Genomic DNA, 17,377 nt, shown 5'->3' with positions numbered 1-17,377 from the left:
AGTAGTTGTTTTTTGTTTAGAACCCATAAAGGAAGTGCTATGTCCGCCACACCTCACACTAGCTCATATTATGCTGCGTCGGCTAACGATAAAGTTGAACGCCCACGCTTAGAATCGTCAATAGAAACCGATGTTTGTATCATTGGTGCGGGTTATACCGGGCTGTCATCTGGGCTGCATTTATTAGAAAGCGGTATGAAAGTGGTTATCCTTGAGGCGGCCAAAATTGGGTGGGGCGCTTCGGGGCGTAACGGCGGACAAATTGTTAACTCATTTAGCCGTGACATCGACAGCATCGAAAAAGTGGTCGGTAAAGAGCAGGCTAAATTATTTGGACAAATGGCATTTGAAGGCGGCCAAATTATTCGTGATCGTATTGCTAAGTACAATATTGACTGCGACTTAAAAGATGGCGGCGTGTTTGCCGCAATGAACGCCAAGCAAATGGGCCATTTACGGTCTCAAAAAGCATTGTGGGAGTCTCATGGTCATCACAATCACCTAGAGCTAATGGATCAAGATGCCATTCGCAAGGTGGTCGACACTGATCTCTACGTTGGTGGTTTACTCGATAAAAGCGGTGGTCATATTCATCCACTCAATCTTGCATTAGGTGAAGCCCGTGCCGTTGAATCATTGGGTGGATTGATTTTTGAAGACTCGGCAGTGATTAAAGTCGACGATGGCGCATCGCCAGTGGTTCACACTGCCAAGGGGCAGGTTAAATGTAAATTTGTGGTGGTGGCGGGCAATGCTTACTTAGGTAAGTTGTTGCCAGAGTTACAGGCTAAATCAATGCCTTGTGGCACTCAGGTTATCACCACTGAGCCTTTATCTGACGATGTTGCTGCCAGCTTGTTACCACAAGACTATTGTGTAGAAGATTGTAATTACCTCCTAGACTATTACCGCTTAAGTGGAGATAAACGACTCATATTTGGTGGTGGTGTTGTGTATGGCGCTCGCGATCCTGCTAACGTTGAAGCCTTGATTATGCCTAAATTGCTAAATACCTTTCCGCAATTAAAAGGCGTTAAAGTGGATTACGCCTGGACTGGTAACTTTTTAATGACCTTATCGCGCTTACCGCAAGTGGGTCGAATTGGGCATAACATTTATTACTCTCAAGGCTGCAGTGGTCACGGTGTTACCTATACTCATTTAGCGGGTAAATTAATTGCCGAAATGCTCAATGGTCAGGCAACCCGTTTTGATGCTTTTGCTGCATTACCTCATTACCCCTTCCCTGGTGGGCATGCTTTACGTGTTCCTTTTAGTGCGTTAGGGGCCTGGTATTACACCATGCGCGATAAATTGGGCATTTAGTCTAAGCGCACCACTAAGTTGAGATTATTTACAAGGAATTAAGTTGTTTATCAAATTGAGTAGGAGTGCGTTGTGATTTTAAATGATCCAAGTTTATTGCACGAGCAATGTTATATCGATGGTGTTTGGGTTGGTGCAGACAGTGGTGAAACTGTTGCTATCCTCAACCCTGCCACTCAAGAGTTGATTGGCCATGTGCCTGTTATGGGCGCTGCTGAAACTCAAGTCGCTATCAATGCCGCTAACAAGGCGCTACCAGCCTGGCGCGCGCTATCTGCAAAAGAGCGCAGCCAAAAGCTGAGGCGCTGGTTTGAATTAATCAACCAACATGCCGACGACCTTGCGCTCATGATGACAACAGAGCAAGGCAAGCCATTAGCTGAAGCCAGAGGCGAGGTGACATATGCCGCCTCGTTTATCGAATGGTTTGCAGAAGAGGCCAAGCGTGTATATGGCGATACGATCCCTGGGCATCAAGCTGATAAAAGGTTAACGGTAATTAAGCAACCTGTTGGCGTTACAGCGGCCATTACACCGTGGAATTTCCCTGCGGCAATGATCACCCGTAAAGCTGCGCCAGCACTTGCTGCTGGCTGTACTATGGTGGTTAAGCCTGCCCCGCAAACGCCTTTTACCGCTTTAGCTTTAGCTGAGCTTGCCCACCGTGCAGGTATTCCTGCTGGTGTGTTTAGTGTGGTTACTGGTGACGCTATTGCTATTGGTAATACACTGTGCGAAAGCCCAATAGTGCGTAAACTCTCGTTTACTGGCTCAACCGCCGTTGGCATTAAGTTAATGGAGCAATGCGCGCCTACACTTAAAAAACTGTCACTTGAACTAGGCGGTAATGCGCCGTTTATTGTGTTTGACGATGCAGACATTGACGCCGCGGTTGAAGGCGCCATGATTGCAAAATACCGCAATGCCGGCCAAACCTGTGTTTGTGCTAATCGTATTTATGTTCAAGCAGGCGTGTACGAGCAGTTTGCTCAAAAATTTGCAGCAGCGGTAGCCAAGCTCAGTGTCGGTAACGGCGCAGATGACGGGGTAAATATTGGCCCGTTAATCAATCAAGCCGCTGTGGCAAAAGTGCAAAGCCATTTAGCTGACGCCGTTGCAAAAGGCGCTAGTGTTGTAGTTGGCGGCAAGCCCCATACTTTAGGTGGTTTTTTCTTTGAGCCTACCATTTTACGCGATGTCGATAAGACAATGTTGGTTGCTAAAGAGGAAACTTTTGGCCCGTTGGCGCCGCTGTTTAAGTTCGACACGGTTGATGATGTGATTAAGCAAGCAAACGATACCGAGTTTGGCCTAGCGGCGTATTTTTATGGCCGTGATATATCCCTTGTGTACAAAGTCGCAGAAGCACTTGAGTATGGCATGGTGGGTGTGAATACCGGCTTAATCTCAACTGAAGTGGCACCCTTTGGTGGTATTAAATCTTCAGGATTAGGCCGCGAAGGCTCTAAGTTTGGTATCGAAGAATACCTTGAAATGAAATATATTTGCATGTCAGTTTAAGAGAGTGGCTAATGACTAAAACAAATGATGGACTAATGGCTCGTCGCCAGGCGGCAGTAGCTCAAGGTGTTGGGCAAATTCACCCTATTTTTACTGAACGTGCTGAAAACGCCACAGTGTGGGACGTTGAAGGTCGCGAGTATATTGATTTTGCTGGAGGCATAGCGGTGCTCAATACTGGGCATTTGCATCCTAAAGTTAAAGCCGCGGTGGCAGAGCAGCTAAATGCCTTTTCGCATACTTGCTTTATGGTACTAGGTTATGAAAGTTATATTGCGGTGTGTGAAAAATTGAATCACCTAGTGCCAGGCGATTTCGCCAAAAAGACAGCGCTATTCACCAGTGGTTCTGAAGCGGTAGAAAACGCCGTAAAAGTGGCAAGAGCTTACACAAAACGAGCAGGTGTGATTGCATTTACCTCAGGTTACCATGGCCGTACCATGGCTGCGCTTGCCCTAACGGGTAAGGTCGCGCCATACAGTAAAGGTATGGGATTAATGTCTGCCAATGTGTTTCGTGCAGAGTTTCCTTGTGAAATGCATGGCGTGAGTGAAGACGATGCGATTGAGTCAATTGAACGTATTTTTAAAAATGACGCTGAGCCAAGTGACATAGCGGCTATTATTTTAGAGCCAGTGCAAGGTGAGGGCGGTTTTTATGCTGCTACGCCATCGTTTATGAAGCGTTTACGAGAGTTGTGCGACAACCATGGCATTGTGCTTATTGCCGATGAAGTGCAAACCGGCGCTGGCCGCACAGGCACCTTTTTTGCGATGGAGCAAATGGGTGTTGCTGCAGACATTACCACCTTTGCTAAGTCTATCGCGGGCGGTTTTCCGTTGTCGGGTATTACTGGTAAAGCAGAGGTGATGGACGCGATCACCGCTGGCGGTCTCGGTGGCACTTATGGCGGTAGCCCGTTAGCCTGTGCTGCTGCCCTTGCAGTGATTGAAGTGTTTGAAGAAGAGCAACTGTTAGCTCGTGCAAATGATGTTGGCAATAAGCTTAAATCTGCATTAACCGATATGCAGGCTAAATATCCGCAAATTGCAGATGTGCGTGGTTTAGGCGCGATGATCGCCATTGAATTGATGGAAGATGGCCAACCTGCACCGCAATACAGCGCTAAAATTTTAGCGGAGGCTCGCAGCCGTGGTTTGATTTTATTGTCTTGTGGCACCTACGGTAATGTTATTCGCGTTTTGGTGCCTCTAACGGCACCAGATGCGCAAATAGAGGCTGGGTTAGCGATTATGGATGGCACATTTCAAGCTGTGTTTACGTCTTAAGGTGCTGTTTGAAAAATGATCAATTAAATCCCGCTTTTAGCGGGATTTTTTTTAGCCGTTTGGTTATTTTATATAAAACACGACTACACTTTAGTACTAGCTGTATTTTCAATTGGGAGTTTGCATAAATGAAAGCATTATCCATTAGGTCAAAGTTGTTATGGATAACATCAACACTGTTTATTGCCACCGTCATTACACTCTCAATCAGTTTGTGGGTTGTGCTCAAAGAGAAAAATAATACGCTAGCCGCCGAAGTTGAAGTGGCTTTACAGCAAGAAATTAACGATAAGTTATCGGCTAGGGCGGGTGAATATGGTGAGCGCGTTGCTGGTTTTATTAACGAGGCGTATCGCATTCCATACTCATTTACTGGGTTAATTGAACAAACGTCGAAAACCGATCCGATAACCCGCGAACGACTTGAACTATCGCTTGCTGCCATTTTGCAAAAAAACCAACAAGTGTCTTCAATGTATGCGCAATTTGAGCCTAATGGTTACGATAATCTTGATGATAGTTACCGTATGGGGAGCAGTCACAGTGTGGTTAACTCTGGAACATTAGAGATATATTACGCCCGAGATAGTAATGGCAACATTGAGCAAATCCAAATTGATGATGCCGCAGAAAAATATAAAGACACCCTTAATGAGTTTGGCATTAGAGAAGCTGAATGGTATTTATGCGCAAAAGATGCAAAACAGCCTTGTTTAATGGAGCCTTACCTCTATGAAATTACGCCAGGCAATAATGCATTAATGACCTCGTTAACTGTGCCTGTTGTGGTCGATAATCAATTTAAGGGATTGGTTGGCGTAGACATTAACTTACCCCTATTTCAAACCATGATTATGCAACTGTCTAAAAGCCTGTATCAAGGGCAAGCTAAAGTCACGTTGGTTAGCCAAAAAGGTTTTGTGGTTGCTGCAAGCCATTACACAAAATTCGCTCGTCCATTGAGCGAGTCTGTTAAGCCAGAACTCGCTAAAAAATTATTAGCGCTAAATAACACATCGGGTTTTGTCAACGAGCCAGACAGCATTGCGGTAGGGTATCCAATTGCTATACCGATTGCGAATGCGACATGGTCTTTGATTATTGAAGTACCTAAAAGCCAGGCTTTTTTAGCCGTTAATAATATGAATGACGCCATGACTGAAATGGAAGCGTCGTTAGGCGGACTTCTACTCATGATTGGTATTGCGGTGACTGTGATTGCCGTGATTATTATTGGTGTGGTAATACGCAGTATTATTGCCCCGCTAAACATGATCCAAACCAGAGTGGAAAACCTCGCTAGTGCAGAGGGGGATTTAACTCAAACCGTCGACGTGGATGCTCACGCAGAATTAATCGCCCTTGGCCGTGGTATTAATGCTTTTATTGCTAAACTGCGCCATTTAATTTCAGAGTTAAAAATACTGGCAGACAGTTCCCAACAAGAGAGTGTCAAGTCGGCCGACATTGCCAAACACACCCGCGAAAGCGTTAATCGCCAGTACAGCGAAATTGAAAGTGTGGTCACTGCGGTAAATCAAATGAGCGCCACAGCGCTTGAGGTAGCAAAAGCGTCTGAGCAAACCGCAATGGAAACCGAGTCGATGACGGTTAACGTTAAAGCCGGAGAAACTCGCCTTACTCAAGCCATGGTGTTTGTTGAAGGTATGTCTAAAGAGTCAGCCCAGGCGCAGCAAGCCGTTAATTTAGTCGCCCAAAGCAGTGGTAACATTAGCCGTATTTTAGACGTGATTAGCGCTATTGCAGAGCAGACAAACCTTTTGGCGTTAAATGCGGCCATTGAAGCAGCACGGGCCGGAGAGCAGGGCCGAGGGTTTGCTGTTGTGGCTGACGAGGTCAGAACGCTTGCCTCAAGAACGCAACAGTCAACAGATGAGATCAGCACTTTAATCGACGCGCTACAAAAAGAGGTGAAAAACGCGTCGAACATTATTGATAAAGGAGCGCAAGGCGCCAACAAAGCTGTTGAACAAACCCAATTGGCTTTGGAGTCGTTGAATGCAATAGTGTCGCAAATTGATGAGGTTTCAAGCCAGGTCACGCATATTGCTACCGCAGCAGAACAGCAAAGTGCTGTAACAGAAGAAGTCAGCCGTAACATTACCGGTATTTCGGACTCGGCGGCAGAGTTATCTCAACTTGCCGATGAAGCACAATCAAGCAGTGACAGCCTTGCAGAGCTTGTACGTCAGCAGCATCAACAACTTGGACGTTTGCGTACTTAGGTTATTTTTTGATACTTTAATGATACAAAGGTGGCCAGTGAGTCACCTTTGCAATTATGATCGCGATATAATTTGATGATCAAAATATTATGTCTGAATTTATTGCGCCACCCTGTCACGGTGTTATTGAGGTGTTATACCAAGATGAACACATACTGCTAATCAACAAACCTTCAGGGCTATTGAGCCTGTCTGGTAAAAATCCGTTAAATAAAGACTCAGTGCATTATCGTTTAGTGCAAGATTATCCAAGTGCCACGTTATTGCATCGCCTCGATTTTGGCACATCAGGCATTATGCTGGTGGCGCTGAATAAACACGTAAACGGTTTACTTACTCAGCAATTTCAGCAGCGCACGATTGCCAAAACCTATACAGCAATGTTGCAAGGACTTGTTGCGGATAATGAGGGGGTGATTGATTTACCCATTGCCAAAGATGTCGACAACTTTCCGTTGATGAAAATTTGCCATAACACAGGTAAGCCTGCTTATAGCCAATATCAGGTAATAGATAGGCACCCCAAAGGGGAATCGACAAAGGTTATTTTTACGCCAGTTACAGGTCGTACACATCAATTGCGGATCCATAGCCTGAGTATGGGACACCCCATTTTAGGCTGCGATTTATACCGCAATGAGCAATCACAGCAAATGTCATCTCGGTTACTCTTGCACGCGACAACCCTAGATTTTATCCACCCAGTGACTAACACTAAGATGAAATGTATTTGTACCAGCCCTTTTTAGCTAAAAACTCATTTAAGGGTGATAAAAACTGATGCATAATCAATCTATTGATTTAGTTTAAAAAGGAATATTTGCATGGTGATTTCATGGTCTGACTCATTAGCCTTGATTGTTTTTTTAATCAGTTGGGTTGGATACACCAGCTTTGCTAGACGAAAAGCCAAAACCACCAATTGTATTGCCAGGGTGATGCACCAACAGCGAATATTATGGATGTCGCAGGTGATAGCTAAAGAGGTCAGGGTAGCTGAAGCTGCTTTACTGGCAAACCTAGAGCGCAATATTGCTTTTTTCGCCTCAACGACTCTGCTGGTACTCGCGGGTGTGTTGACCTTATTTTCGCAAGTTGAAAAGCTTGAAACCGTTATTGCGTCTATTCCGTTTACCGCCCCACCTAACCATGCTTTAGTCCAAGTTAAGCTTGGCATGCTGGCGGGTATTTTTGTGTTAGCGTTTTTTCAATTTACCTGGTCTATGCGTCAATATGGTTTTGTTAACGTGATGATTGGGGCTGTGCCGCTCGATAAAACAGGCACAGATAAAAACCTACTTGCCTATGCTAGGCAAATGGCGGTGGTGCAAGATCAGGCCGCTCATTCTTACAATTATGGCCTGCGTTCTTACTATTATTCAATGGCCGCGTTATGTTGGTTTATTCATCCATATATGTTTATCGTGGCTAGCTTAATTGTTGTTTACACCTTATACCAACGCGAATTTAACTCTAAAGCGGTTATCGCTATTACGGCAGCACAGGCACATTTAGAGAAAAACCCACTGTATGTGCGTAAGGGGTAACGTTAAAGCGTCCAATAAATGGTCATCGTTTAATTGGAAAATGATTTTCGAATAACAGGGCATTTTTTAGCTTGCCAAGTAATATCAATCAGCACAAGAATGTGATCATTGCTACTGGTTAACATCGCTTATAACGTTGTTATAAATTTTGAAGGTAGAACAATTAGCTTGCTGCAATTTCTGATCGCTTATTATCCTGATTGATATAACAGGTATGTTTACTGATTATACAGAGTATATTTGGCCTTCAGCATCTATTACAGCACCGAGAAATCATAAACGAAAAAGCCGCAGCAATATAAATTGCTGCGGCTTATCTGAATTGGTGGCCCCTCCCAGACTTGAACTGGGGACCTGACGATTATGAGTCGTATGCTCTAACCAACTGAGCTAAGGGGCCGACTTAAGATAGTCGTCACTATCGAAAGCGGGTGAAAGTATACGAAGTTTGTTCGCGCTTGTCACCCGTGTTTTGAGCACTATTTACTTATCTTGTTTCAATTGGTTATCTGTTAAGCAGTTTTGTCCTATTTAAGGCAAATAATGGCAACTGTGATAGCCATTTTCTCAAGGTAAATGGCGTTAACTTGCTGCAACGAATGATATTGTGCTGAGTTGTTTGTATTAAAAGTGAGTAAGAAACCTCAGCTCTGGATAACAAACGCCTTTCAAGCAGTCCTTTGCCTTCCTCACTGCGTTGAATTAACTTGCAATAGGCTAGCTATTGACGCGTTAATTCGCCTTGTTAGCAAAACAAATCACAAGCTTGACAGTGGATTTTAGTCAATCTATTGATTTATATCGTTATCAATACATCTCTTATCCAGAGTTGAGGTTAAGAAGCTTTTAGTGCTTTAAATAAAAAGTATAAAAAAACCTGCCGAAGCAGGTTTTTACCAAAGATAACTCAAATAAGCTTATTCGTCTAAGAACGATTTTAAGATTTCTGAGCGAGAAGGGTGGCGTAACTTACGTAACGCTTTAGCTTCAATCTGACGAATACGCTCACGTGTTACGTCAAACTGTTTGCCCACTTCTTCTAATGTGTGGTCGGTGTTCATGTCGATACCAAAACGCATACGCAGTACTTTGGCTTCACGGGCTGTTAGGCCTGCTAGGACTTCGTGTGTTGCGTTTTTTAGACTTTCGCTTGTGGCTGAGTCTAATGGTAACTCGAGGGTGGTATCCTCGATAAAATCACCTAAATGCGAATCTTCATCGTCACCGATTGGGGTTTCCATTGAGATTGGCTCTTTAGCGATTTTTAGTACCTTACGAATTTTATCTTCAGGCATCATCATACGTTCTGCCAATTCTTCAGGAGACGGCTCGCGGCCCATTTCTTGAAGCATTTGACGTGAAATACGGTTCAGCTTGTTGATGGTTTCGATCATGTGTACTGGAATACGGATTGTACGTGCCTGGTCAGCAATCGAGCGAGTAATCGCCTGACGGATCCACCAAGTTGCATAAGTTGAGAACTTATAACCACGACGGTATTCAAATTTATCTACAGCTTTCATCAAGCCGATGTTACCTTCCTGAATTAAGTCAAGGAACTGTAAGCCACGGTTGGTGTACTTTTTAGCAATAGAGATAACAAGACGTAAGTTGGCTTCAACCATTTCTTTCTTAGCACGACGTGCTTTGGCTTCACCAATTGACATACGACGGTTAATGTCTTTAATGCCAGCGATAGTTAAATCGGTTTCTTCTTCAATTGCGGCTAATTTACCAACACAACGCGCGACGTCGTCTTCAATCATTCGAAGACCTTTAGCGTACGGCTTAGTACTGGCTTTTTCTGCGTTAAACCAATCTAAGTTCGTTTCGTTGCCGGTAAATGCTTTAATGAAGTTTTTCTTCGGCATTTTAGCTTGTTCAACACAAAGCTTGATCACTAGACGCTCTTGAACGCGAACGCGATCCATCATGTTGCGCATGTTTTTCACTAAACGGTCAAACTGTTTAGGTACTAGACGGAATTCTTTGAATAATTCACCGATAACAAATAATGAACCGATAGCTTCAGGGTGATCACGGCCTTTTTCAGCAATAATGGCTAAGCTTTTTTCGTAAGCTTCTCTTAGTTGAGTAAACTTTTCTTTGGCTTCTTCAGGATCTGGGCCTTTGTTGCCTTCATCCTCATCATCACCGCTGTCATCGTCGTCATCGTCATCATCATCGTCGTCATCGTCGTCGTTACGATCGTCATCAGATAATTCAGAGCCAACGTTTGTTGCTGTTGGTGCAACATCGTCTTCGTCAGGATTGATAAATCCAGAGATAATATCAGACAAGCGTAATTCGTCAGCTTCGTACTGGTCGAATTGCTCTAAGATCATTGCGATAGCTTGAGGGTATTCACTGACAGAACTCTGTACTGTGTTAATACCTTCTTCGATACGCTTTGCAATAACAATTTCGCCTTCGCGAGTAAGTAGCTCTACTGTACCCATTTCGCGCATGTACATACGTACAGGGTCTGTGGTACGGCCTAACTCACTTTCAACGGTAGCGAGTGCTGCAGCAGCTTCTTCTGCCGCGTCTTCGTCTGTGTTGTCTTCCGACATCATCATGTCATCGGCATCTGGCGCTTCTTCAAAAACGCGGATACCCATGTCATTTATCATCTGGATAATATCTTCAATCTGATCTGAATCGACCATGTCTGCTGGTAAGTGGTCGTTCACTTCAGCATAGGTTAGGTAACCTTGCTCTTTACCTTTAGCGAGCAACAGTTTGAGTTGCGACTGCGGAGTGTGATCCATAGATATCATCCAAGTTTGGGTAACTGATAAAACGATAGGCCATTTAGCTATGCTAAGTGGCGCGCAAATCGTCAATTATAACTGTGTGGACTAATCTTAGCTAGTCCGTGGCACCGTTTTGTACGCAGATTATTGATTAATAATTGGGTACTATTTTGAAGTGCCTTTCATTATTGCAATCAGCTTGGTTAGCTGAATCTTTTCGTCTTTTGTTAACGTCTGTTTAAGACTAAGCTCCTGATATAGCTGTTCAATATATTGATTGTTTAGCCATATCAAGGTTTGCTTAAACTCGGGCAATACGTTTTCATCCGCCACTTGATGGTCCCATTGGGCCAATTTAGTTAGAGTGCTTTTTTGTTCATGCTCTCTATGTAGTTCAAGTAGTTGTGCGCTGTTTAACGATTGCTCTCGAGTTATTTCTAGCAAGTGTGCTAGTAATTCTATACCAGGCATTTGTAGCCGCTCTAATGCCGGTTGCTCAATTAAACCAAAGCCAAGGCTTGGGTTTTGAACAAGTAATGCAATGGCTAACCTTAACGGGGTGCCACGGCCTTGTAGGCCTTTTGCGTTGAGCGGTTTGGCCTTGTTTACGGCAAATCCCAGTTTTTTCTTTAAATCTTCGCTACTGTTCATGCCCAATTTGTGTGCTAGGTTTTCTAACAATAAATTTTGCAGTACAGTATCTTGTACTTTTTCGATCAGCGAAATAGCTTGTTTGGCCAATGCGCCTTTATCTGAGCCATGATTGTTACTTAATGTATCAAACAAAAACTCTGGTAATAGCAAGGCGTTGTGCATTAAGGCTTCAAATGCTTCTTTGCCTATTTTTCTGACCATGGTGTCAGGGTCTTCGCCTTGTGGCAAAAACATAAATTTAACTTGGTCACCAGGTTTTAGCAGCGGTAATGCGGTTTCTAGCGCGCGCCATGCTGCGTCTCGTCCTGCTTGGTCACCGTCGTAACAACAAATGACTTGTTTTGCACTACGCACTAACAACTGAAATTGTTCAGCCGTGGTTGAGGTGCCAAGTGAGGCCACTGCGTAATCTACCCCAAATTGTGCCAGGGCGACGACATCCATGTAACCTTCAACAATTAAAACGTGCTGTGGATCGCGATGTTTCTGTTTGAGTTCATATAAACCATAAAGCTCATTACCCTTATGAAATATGGGCGTTTCTGGAGAATTCAAGTATTTTGGGGTACCGTCACCCAAAACTCTTCCTCCAAATCCAACCACGCGGCCTCTGCGGTCACGGATTGGGAACATCAATCTGTCGCGAAAACGGTCATAACGTTTGCCGTTATCGTTGGCAATTAACATGCCTGCAGTGAGCAATTTGTCTTGTGCTGCCTGATTTTGGCGGTAACGCCCAAGCAATCCATCCCAGCCGTCTGGCGCAAAGCCAATACCAAATTGTTCTACTACCTCGTCTGATAGACCGCGAAATGCGAGATAATCGACGACTTTTTTCTTATCTGGATGCTGCCTTAACTGACTCTGATAGAAAAGATTGGCTTCTTCCATCAGTTCATATAAATCGCGGCTGAGTCCTTGATCCGGTCTTTTCCCTGTGCCTTGTTCTCTTGGGACTGCTAATCCAAGCTGTCCTGCAAGTTCTTCAATGGCATCAACAAATTCGAGGCGATCGTATTCCATGACAAAGTCAATTGCATTGCCGTGGGCGCCGCAACCAAAACAGTGATAAAACTGCTTGTCTCTGCTAACGGTAAAAGAGGGTGATTTTTCACTATGAAAAGGACAACAAGCCGAGTGGTTTTTACCGGCTTTTTTCAACGGAACTTTGCGATCTATTAGATCGACAATGTCAATGCGAGCTATTAGCTCATTGATAAAATCACGAGGTATCGCCATTGATTGCTATGTTTCTCGAATTTACTTTATCAACTAATTTAAACAAACAAGCCGTGCAAGTGCACGGCTTATTCAACATTAAAAAACGATTACTTCAATTTAGCGCGTATTAAAGTACCAATGGCACCTAAATCTGCACGACCTTGAACTTTCGATTTTAATGCTCCCATTACTTTACCCATATCCGCCATGGTTGCAGCACCTACTTCTGCGATAGTCTCATCGATGATCGTTGCGACTTCTTCTTCGGTAAGTTGTTTTGGCAGAAAAGTTTCAATAACTTGAATCTCTTCAGCTTCTGCTGCGGCTAACTCCGGGCGACTGGCTGCTTCATATTGAGCAATCGAGTCACGACGTTGTTTGACCATTTTGGTTAATACAGCTATCGCTTGTTCATCATTCAGCGTTTCGCGGGTATCCACTTCAATCTGCTTGATGGCGGCAAGTGCCATACGAATTGTCCCCAAGCGCACTTTATCTTTAGCACGCATGGCGTCTTTCATTTGGTCTTTTAGCTGATCGGTTAAGTTCATAATGAGATTAGTATAAACGTACGCGACGTGCGTTTTCGCGAGAAAGCTTTTTAGCTAAACGCTTAACTGCAGCAGCTTTGGCACGCTTACGAGCAGTAGTTGGCTTCTCGTAGAATTCACGAGCACGCACGTCAGCTAAAATACCAGCTTTTTCACAAGAGCGCTTGAAACGACGAAGAGCTACGTCGAATGGTTCGTTTTCACGTACTTTAATAATTGGCATACGCCATCACCCCTTAGGTGTAGTTATGTTGGTTGGCTAAGTCTACAGTTCAACACTGTCTGTCATGAGTTAAAAAACAAATGCCAGCACATTAAACAGCAGTGTCTCAACTCAAACCAAAGGCTATTTAAAATGGTGCGGAATTTTACACCGAGCAGCGACCATTTGTAAACCCCTGATTGATTTTCTCTTTGACGGTGCCTTAATGCTTTCATTTTTATTAATTTATCAACACGCTATTGCTTACACACCGAAATATTGGAGTATTTATGCTGACACAGGTAGAATTAGCGGCCATATTTTTGATGAAGACGAGAGATTATGCGGGTTATTGGTATAGAAACATCTTGTGATGAGACTGGGATTGCAGTGTATGACGATAAATTAGGCTTAATGTCGCATGTGCTATACAGCCAAGTTAAATTGCACGCCGACTATGGTGGTGTCGTGCCTGAGCTCGCATCTCGTGATCATGTTCGTAAAATCGTACCACTGATTAAGCAGGCTTTAGCAGAAGCTAATTCTGGCCTCAATGAAATAGATGGTGTTGCCTATACTAAAGGCCCTGGGCTGATAGGTGCCTTATTAGTGGGCGCATGCGTTGGGCGATCATTAGCTTACGCTTGGAATAAGCCGGCAGTAGGGGTTCATCATATGGAAGGCCATTTACTGGCGCCTATGCTTGAAGATGACGCGCCAGAATTTCCGTTTATTGCCCTGTTAGTGTCTGGTGGCCACTCAATGTTGGTGCAAGTGAAAGGCATTGGTCGTTATCAGGTGTTAGGTGAGTCTGTTGATGATGCCGCTGGTGAAGCTTTTGATAAAACAGCCAAACTCATGGGGTTAGATTATCCTGGCGGGCCACGTTTAGCCAAACTGGCTCAACAAGGATTACCTGTGGGATATAAGTTTCCGCGCCCAATGACCGACAGGCCTGGTCTAGATTTTAGTTTTTCAGGTTTAAAAACCTTTACGGCTAACACCATTGCCGCAGAACCTGACGACCATCAAACCCGCGCTAACATTGCCCGTGCTTTTGAAGAGGCCGTGGTAGATACATTAGCAATTAAGTGTAAACGCGCTTTAAAACAAACAGGTTATAAGCGTTTGGTTATTGCTGGCGGTGTGAGTGCAAATACGCGTTTACGCGAGTCACTGGCGGTTATGATGACCAATTTAGGTGGCAAAGTGTATTATCCTCGTGGAGAGTTTTGCACCGATAATGGCGCCATGATTGCTTTTGCGGGGCTACAGCGTTTACGTGCCGGGCAGATTGAGCCATTGTCAGTGAAAGGACAACCTCGCTGGCCTTTAGATACCTTACCTGCTGTTGATTAAACTTGAGCTTAGCGATATGAAAACCTAACTCTTGGTTGAGTTAGGTTTTTTTATGGATTTTTTTCGAGAAACTTTAGACTCTTCACCAATACGCAAACGGCCAATATTGTCTTTATGGCGAATGAGAATCAGGGTTGAAAGCATTGCAACAGGAAGAATAAACCTATCGTCTAACCACCAGGTATAAAAAGGCGCACAAGTCGCTGCTGCCATTGCGGCAACAGATGAATATCGTGTAAGCAGTAAAAAGACAATCCAGGTGACAATAAGGCACAGGGCTAAATCGCCACCAATAGGGGCCATTGCGCCAAATGCAGTGGCAACGCCTTTACCGCCTTTAAACCCAAAAAAGATAGGAAAAATATGACCAAGACAAGCACTTATGGCAATAAAACCTAATGATGCAGCATCAAGACCGATTTTGTAGCCAAGGTAAGAGGGCAGGGCACCTTTTAGCATGTCAAAAAAAAGCACTAATGCAGCAGAGCTCCCTCCACCAATACGCAGCACGTTTGTGGCACCAGGGTTGCCTGAGCCGCTGGTTCTAGGGTCTGGCAAACCTCTTATTTTACAAACCAGTACGGCACTTGAGATCGAGCCTGCTAAGTACGCGGCGATGATCATCAATATTGTGACAATAACGGTGTTCAAATTGGTTTCCTTACTCTTCTTAGGGTATCATCGCGCATTCGTTTATTAGGCCGAAGTTTTCAGTATCTACTGATGCGGTCTTCACGTTAACATTATTGGCTCAAATAAATTGATTCAAGTGATGTTAATTGCACAATAGCGCCTATCCTACTGTTTAAATTGATTAGGAAAAAGGCCAAATGTGTATTATTAAGCATATAATTGATAATTAAGTTTGATTAGGCTGATCTTAAGGTCTTTTTGAGTGGTTTAAGGTGGATAGTTGCATGGATAAAGTGCTCATACGTCAGTTAGCCATAGAAACCGTAATTGGTATTTATGAGTGGGAAAAAAAGCTTCATCAAACATTATTAATTGATTTAGACATGGCATGGGATAATCGTCTTGCAGCAGCAAGCGATGACTACCAACACGCTTTGTGTTACGAGACAGTGTCTAATCGTTTGATAGCATTAATCACTGAAAAACCAATAGAATTAATAGAAACTGTGGCAGAAATGATTGCCCAGTGTTTGCAAGATGAGTTCAATGTGCCCTGGGTTAAAGTTGTTGTAATGAAGCCGGGTGCGGTTCCTCATGCTACCTCTGTTGGGGTGGAGATTGAACGTGGCCGTATTTAACAGTGTTTCTATTTATATTTTCGTATTAGCAATTTAGGTTCGCCAATGGCACGTATTTACATCAGCTTAGGGACAAATATTTCGCCTGAGCAACACCTCAAAGCAGGCTTGCTTGATTTGCAAGACTCTTTCGGCTCCTTGCAATTATCTCGAGTATTTGAAAGCGAAGCTGTTGGGTTTAAAGGCACCAATTTTTTAAACATGGTAGCAGCTGCAGAAACTGAGTTGAGTATTACTGACGTGGTTGCGACATTTAAGCGTATTGAACAAGCAAATGGCCGTATTAAAAGTGAAAAAAAGTTTAGCCCGCGAAGCTTAGATATCGATTTACTGCTGTATGACAATTTGGTTTGTGATGAACCAATTGAGTTGCCTAGAGGCGAAATTTTATTTAATGCCTTTGTATTATGGCCATTAGCCGAAATAGCCCCTAATTTAAACCACCCAACAGTGCATAAAAGTTATCAATCTCTTTGGCAGGCATTTGACAAACAAAGTCAAAAGCTGTGGCCCATTGAATTTGATTTTCCAAGTGAACTGCAAACAACAATGATTTTATAACCCGTTAATCGTGATTCTCCACAAGGACAAATATGGAAACGCTTCAAGTTATTCTGCTGGCATTAATTCAAGGCTTAACTGAGTTTTTACCGATTTCTAGCTCGGCACATTTAATTTTACCGTCACAACTTTTAGGCTGGTCTGATCAAGGATTATCATTTGATGTTGCAGTTAATACCGGTTCATTGTTTGCAGTAGTAATTTATTTTCGCCATGACATTGTGACTCTAGCTAAATCTTGGTTTGGCAGTTTGGCTGGCTCTCATAGCCAAGAAAGTAAACTGGCCTGGTGGATTATTTTGGCGACTATTCCTGCTGTAATTGCAGGTTTTATGGCGAAAGATTTTATCGAAACCCATTTCAGGAACACCTTAGTGATTGCCATCACGACTATCGTTTTTGGTATATTGCTTTGGGTGGCCGATCGCATGTCAAAAGCGCAATTGAATGAGTTTCAAATGGGGTGGAAAAAGGCCTTGTTAATCGGACTTGCCCAGGCAATGGCATTAATCCCTGGAACATCGCGTTCAGGTGCAACAATGACCGCAGCATTAATGCTTGGGTTAACTCGTGAGGCCGCAGCGCGTTTTTCGTTTTTAATGTCGATCCCTGTGAGTTTTGGGGCGGCCTTATTGGTCACAAAAGATTTAGTCGAAAGCCCAGCATTGATTGATTACCAAGCCCTTAGCCTAGGTATTGTGGTGTCATTTATTGCAGCGTATTTATGTATTCATTATTTCTTAAAGTTTATTAGCCAGATTGGTATGACACCCTTTGTGATTTATCGCCTATTATTAGGTGGTTTATTGCTGGGAATGCTTTACCTTTAGGCCATTTTTAGGCAGTTGTTAAATTAATAAAACGGGTATCAGA

15 protein-coding genes and 1 tRNA gene are annotated in these 17,377 nt (G+C 43.6%); 10 read left to right on the top strand and 6 right to left on the bottom strand.

Annotated features, from left to right (window positions below; all coding sequences use genetic code 11):
- The first annotated feature begins 39 nt into the window (after positions 1–39).
- From IEW93_RS15020 to IEW93_RS14995, 6 genes are all read left to right on the top strand, one after another.
- The gene (locus IEW93_RS15020; protein WP_188740118.1) at positions 40–1,326 is read left to right on the top strand and encodes an NAD(P)/FAD-dependent oxidoreductase; all 1,287 of its coding nucleotides are present in this window, start codon (positions 40–42) and stop codon (positions 1,324–1,326) included.
- Between the two features lie 72 nt (positions 1,327–1,398).
- On the top strand, positions 1,399–2,847 hold the full coding sequence (gene gabD, locus IEW93_RS15015) for an NADP-dependent succinate-semialdehyde dehydrogenase (RefSeq protein ID WP_188740117.1): 1,449 nt from the start codon (positions 1,399–1,401) through the stop codon (positions 2,845–2,847).
- Between the two features lie 11 nt (positions 2,848–2,858).
- Positions 2,859–4,136 (top strand): 4-aminobutyrate--2-oxoglutarate transaminase, encoded by a 1,278-nt coding sequence (gene gabT / locus IEW93_RS15010; protein WP_188740116.1) that lies wholly within the window; start codon positions 2,859–2,861, stop codon positions 4,134–4,136.
- A gap of 128 nt (positions 4,137–4,264) precedes the next feature.
- The gene (locus tag IEW93_RS15005) at positions 4,265–6,382 is read left to right on the top strand and encodes a methyl-accepting chemotaxis protein (protein ID WP_188740115.1); all 2,118 of its coding nucleotides are present in this window, start codon (positions 4,265–4,267) and stop codon (positions 6,380–6,382) included.
- Positions 6,383–6,471: 89 nt separating this feature from the next.
- Positions 6,472–7,131, top strand: a complete 660-nt coding sequence (locus IEW93_RS15000; protein WP_188740114.1) for a pseudouridine synthase — start codon at positions 6,472–6,474, stop codon at positions 7,129–7,131.
- 75 nt (positions 7,132–7,206) lie between these two features.
- Positions 7,207–7,929, top strand: coding sequence for a DUF599 domain-containing protein (locus IEW93_RS14995; RefSeq protein ID WP_188740113.1), 723 nt, complete (start codon positions 7,207–7,209; stop codon positions 7,927–7,929).
- A gap of 323 nt (positions 7,930–8,252) precedes the next feature.
- Here IEW93_RS14995 and IEW93_RS14990 read toward each other — a convergent pair.
- The 5 genes from IEW93_RS14990 to rpsU all read right to left on the bottom strand — a co-directional run bounded on the left by IEW93_RS14990 (position 8,253) and on the right by rpsU (position 13,334).
- Positions 8,253–8,329, bottom strand: a tRNA-Ile gene (locus IEW93_RS14990).
- A 517-nt stretch (positions 8,330–8,846) separates the two neighbouring features.
- Positions 8,847–10,700, bottom strand: a complete 1,854-nt coding sequence (gene rpoD / locus IEW93_RS14985) for an RNA polymerase sigma factor RpoD (RefSeq protein WP_229706698.1) — start codon at positions 10,698–10,700, stop codon at positions 8,847–8,849.
- Between the two features lie 150 nt (positions 10,701–10,850).
- The gene (gene dnaG, locus IEW93_RS14980) at positions 10,851–12,578 is read right to left on the bottom strand and encodes a DNA primase (protein WP_188740111.1); all 1,728 of its coding nucleotides are present in this window, start codon (positions 12,576–12,578) and stop codon (positions 10,851–10,853) included.
- 89 nt (positions 12,579–12,667) lie between these two features.
- Positions 12,668–13,111, bottom strand: coding sequence for a GatB/YqeY domain-containing protein (locus tag IEW93_RS14975; protein ID WP_188740110.1), 444 nt, complete (start codon positions 13,109–13,111; stop codon positions 12,668–12,670).
- A gap of 7 nt (positions 13,112–13,118) precedes the next feature.
- Positions 13,119–13,334, bottom strand: coding sequence for a 30S ribosomal protein S21 (gene rpsU / locus IEW93_RS14970; protein WP_006080725.1), 216 nt, complete (start codon positions 13,332–13,334; stop codon positions 13,119–13,121).
- 321 nt (positions 13,335–13,655) lie between these two features.
- On the opposite strand from rpsU, the gene tsaD reads away from it, so the two are divergent.
- Positions 13,656–14,672: a tRNA (adenosine(37)-N6)-threonylcarbamoyltransferase complex transferase subunit TsaD gene (gene tsaD, locus IEW93_RS14965; RefSeq protein WP_188740109.1), complete on the top strand. Its 1,017-nt coding sequence runs from the start codon at positions 13,656–13,658 to the stop codon at positions 14,670–14,672.
- Between the two features lie 24 nt (positions 14,673–14,696).
- Here the strand turns inward: tsaD and plsY are convergent, their stop codons facing one another.
- Positions 14,697–15,323, bottom strand: coding sequence for a glycerol-3-phosphate 1-O-acyltransferase PlsY (gene plsY / locus IEW93_RS14960; protein ID WP_188740108.1), 627 nt, complete (start codon positions 15,321–15,323; stop codon positions 14,697–14,699).
- Between the two features lie 266 nt (positions 15,324–15,589).
- Here plsY and folB point away from each other — a divergent pair, with 266 nt between their 5' ends.
- Genes folB through IEW93_RS14945 form a run of 3 tightly spaced genes read left to right on the top strand, consistent with a single transcriptional unit; the run spans position 15,590 to position 17,334 of the window.
- Positions 15,590–15,943, top strand: coding sequence for a dihydroneopterin aldolase (gene folB / locus IEW93_RS14955; RefSeq protein WP_188740107.1), 354 nt, complete (start codon positions 15,590–15,592; stop codon positions 15,941–15,943).
- A 45-nt stretch (positions 15,944–15,988) separates the two neighbouring features.
- Positions 15,989–16,504: a 2-amino-4-hydroxy-6-hydroxymethyldihydropteridine diphosphokinase gene (gene folK, locus IEW93_RS14950; protein ID WP_188740106.1), complete on the top strand. Its 516-nt coding sequence runs from the start codon at positions 15,989–15,991 to the stop codon at positions 16,502–16,504.
- Positions 16,505–16,536: 32 nt separating this feature from the next.
- Positions 16,537–17,334 carry an undecaprenyl-diphosphate phosphatase gene (locus IEW93_RS14945; protein WP_188740105.1) on the top strand — a complete coding sequence of 266 codons (798 nt, stop codon included), beginning with the start codon at positions 16,537–16,539 and terminating at the stop codon, positions 17,332–17,334.
- The last annotated feature ends 43 nt before the right edge of the window (positions 17,335–17,377 follow it).

The organism is Shewanella inventionis (genome assembly GCF_014641855.1).
Lineage (GTDB): Bacteria > Pseudomonadota > Gammaproteobacteria > Enterobacterales > Shewanellaceae > Shewanella > Shewanella inventionis.
The sequence above is the reverse complement of the archived record's forward strand: the minus strand, read 5'-3'. Positions and strand labels throughout refer to the sequence as shown.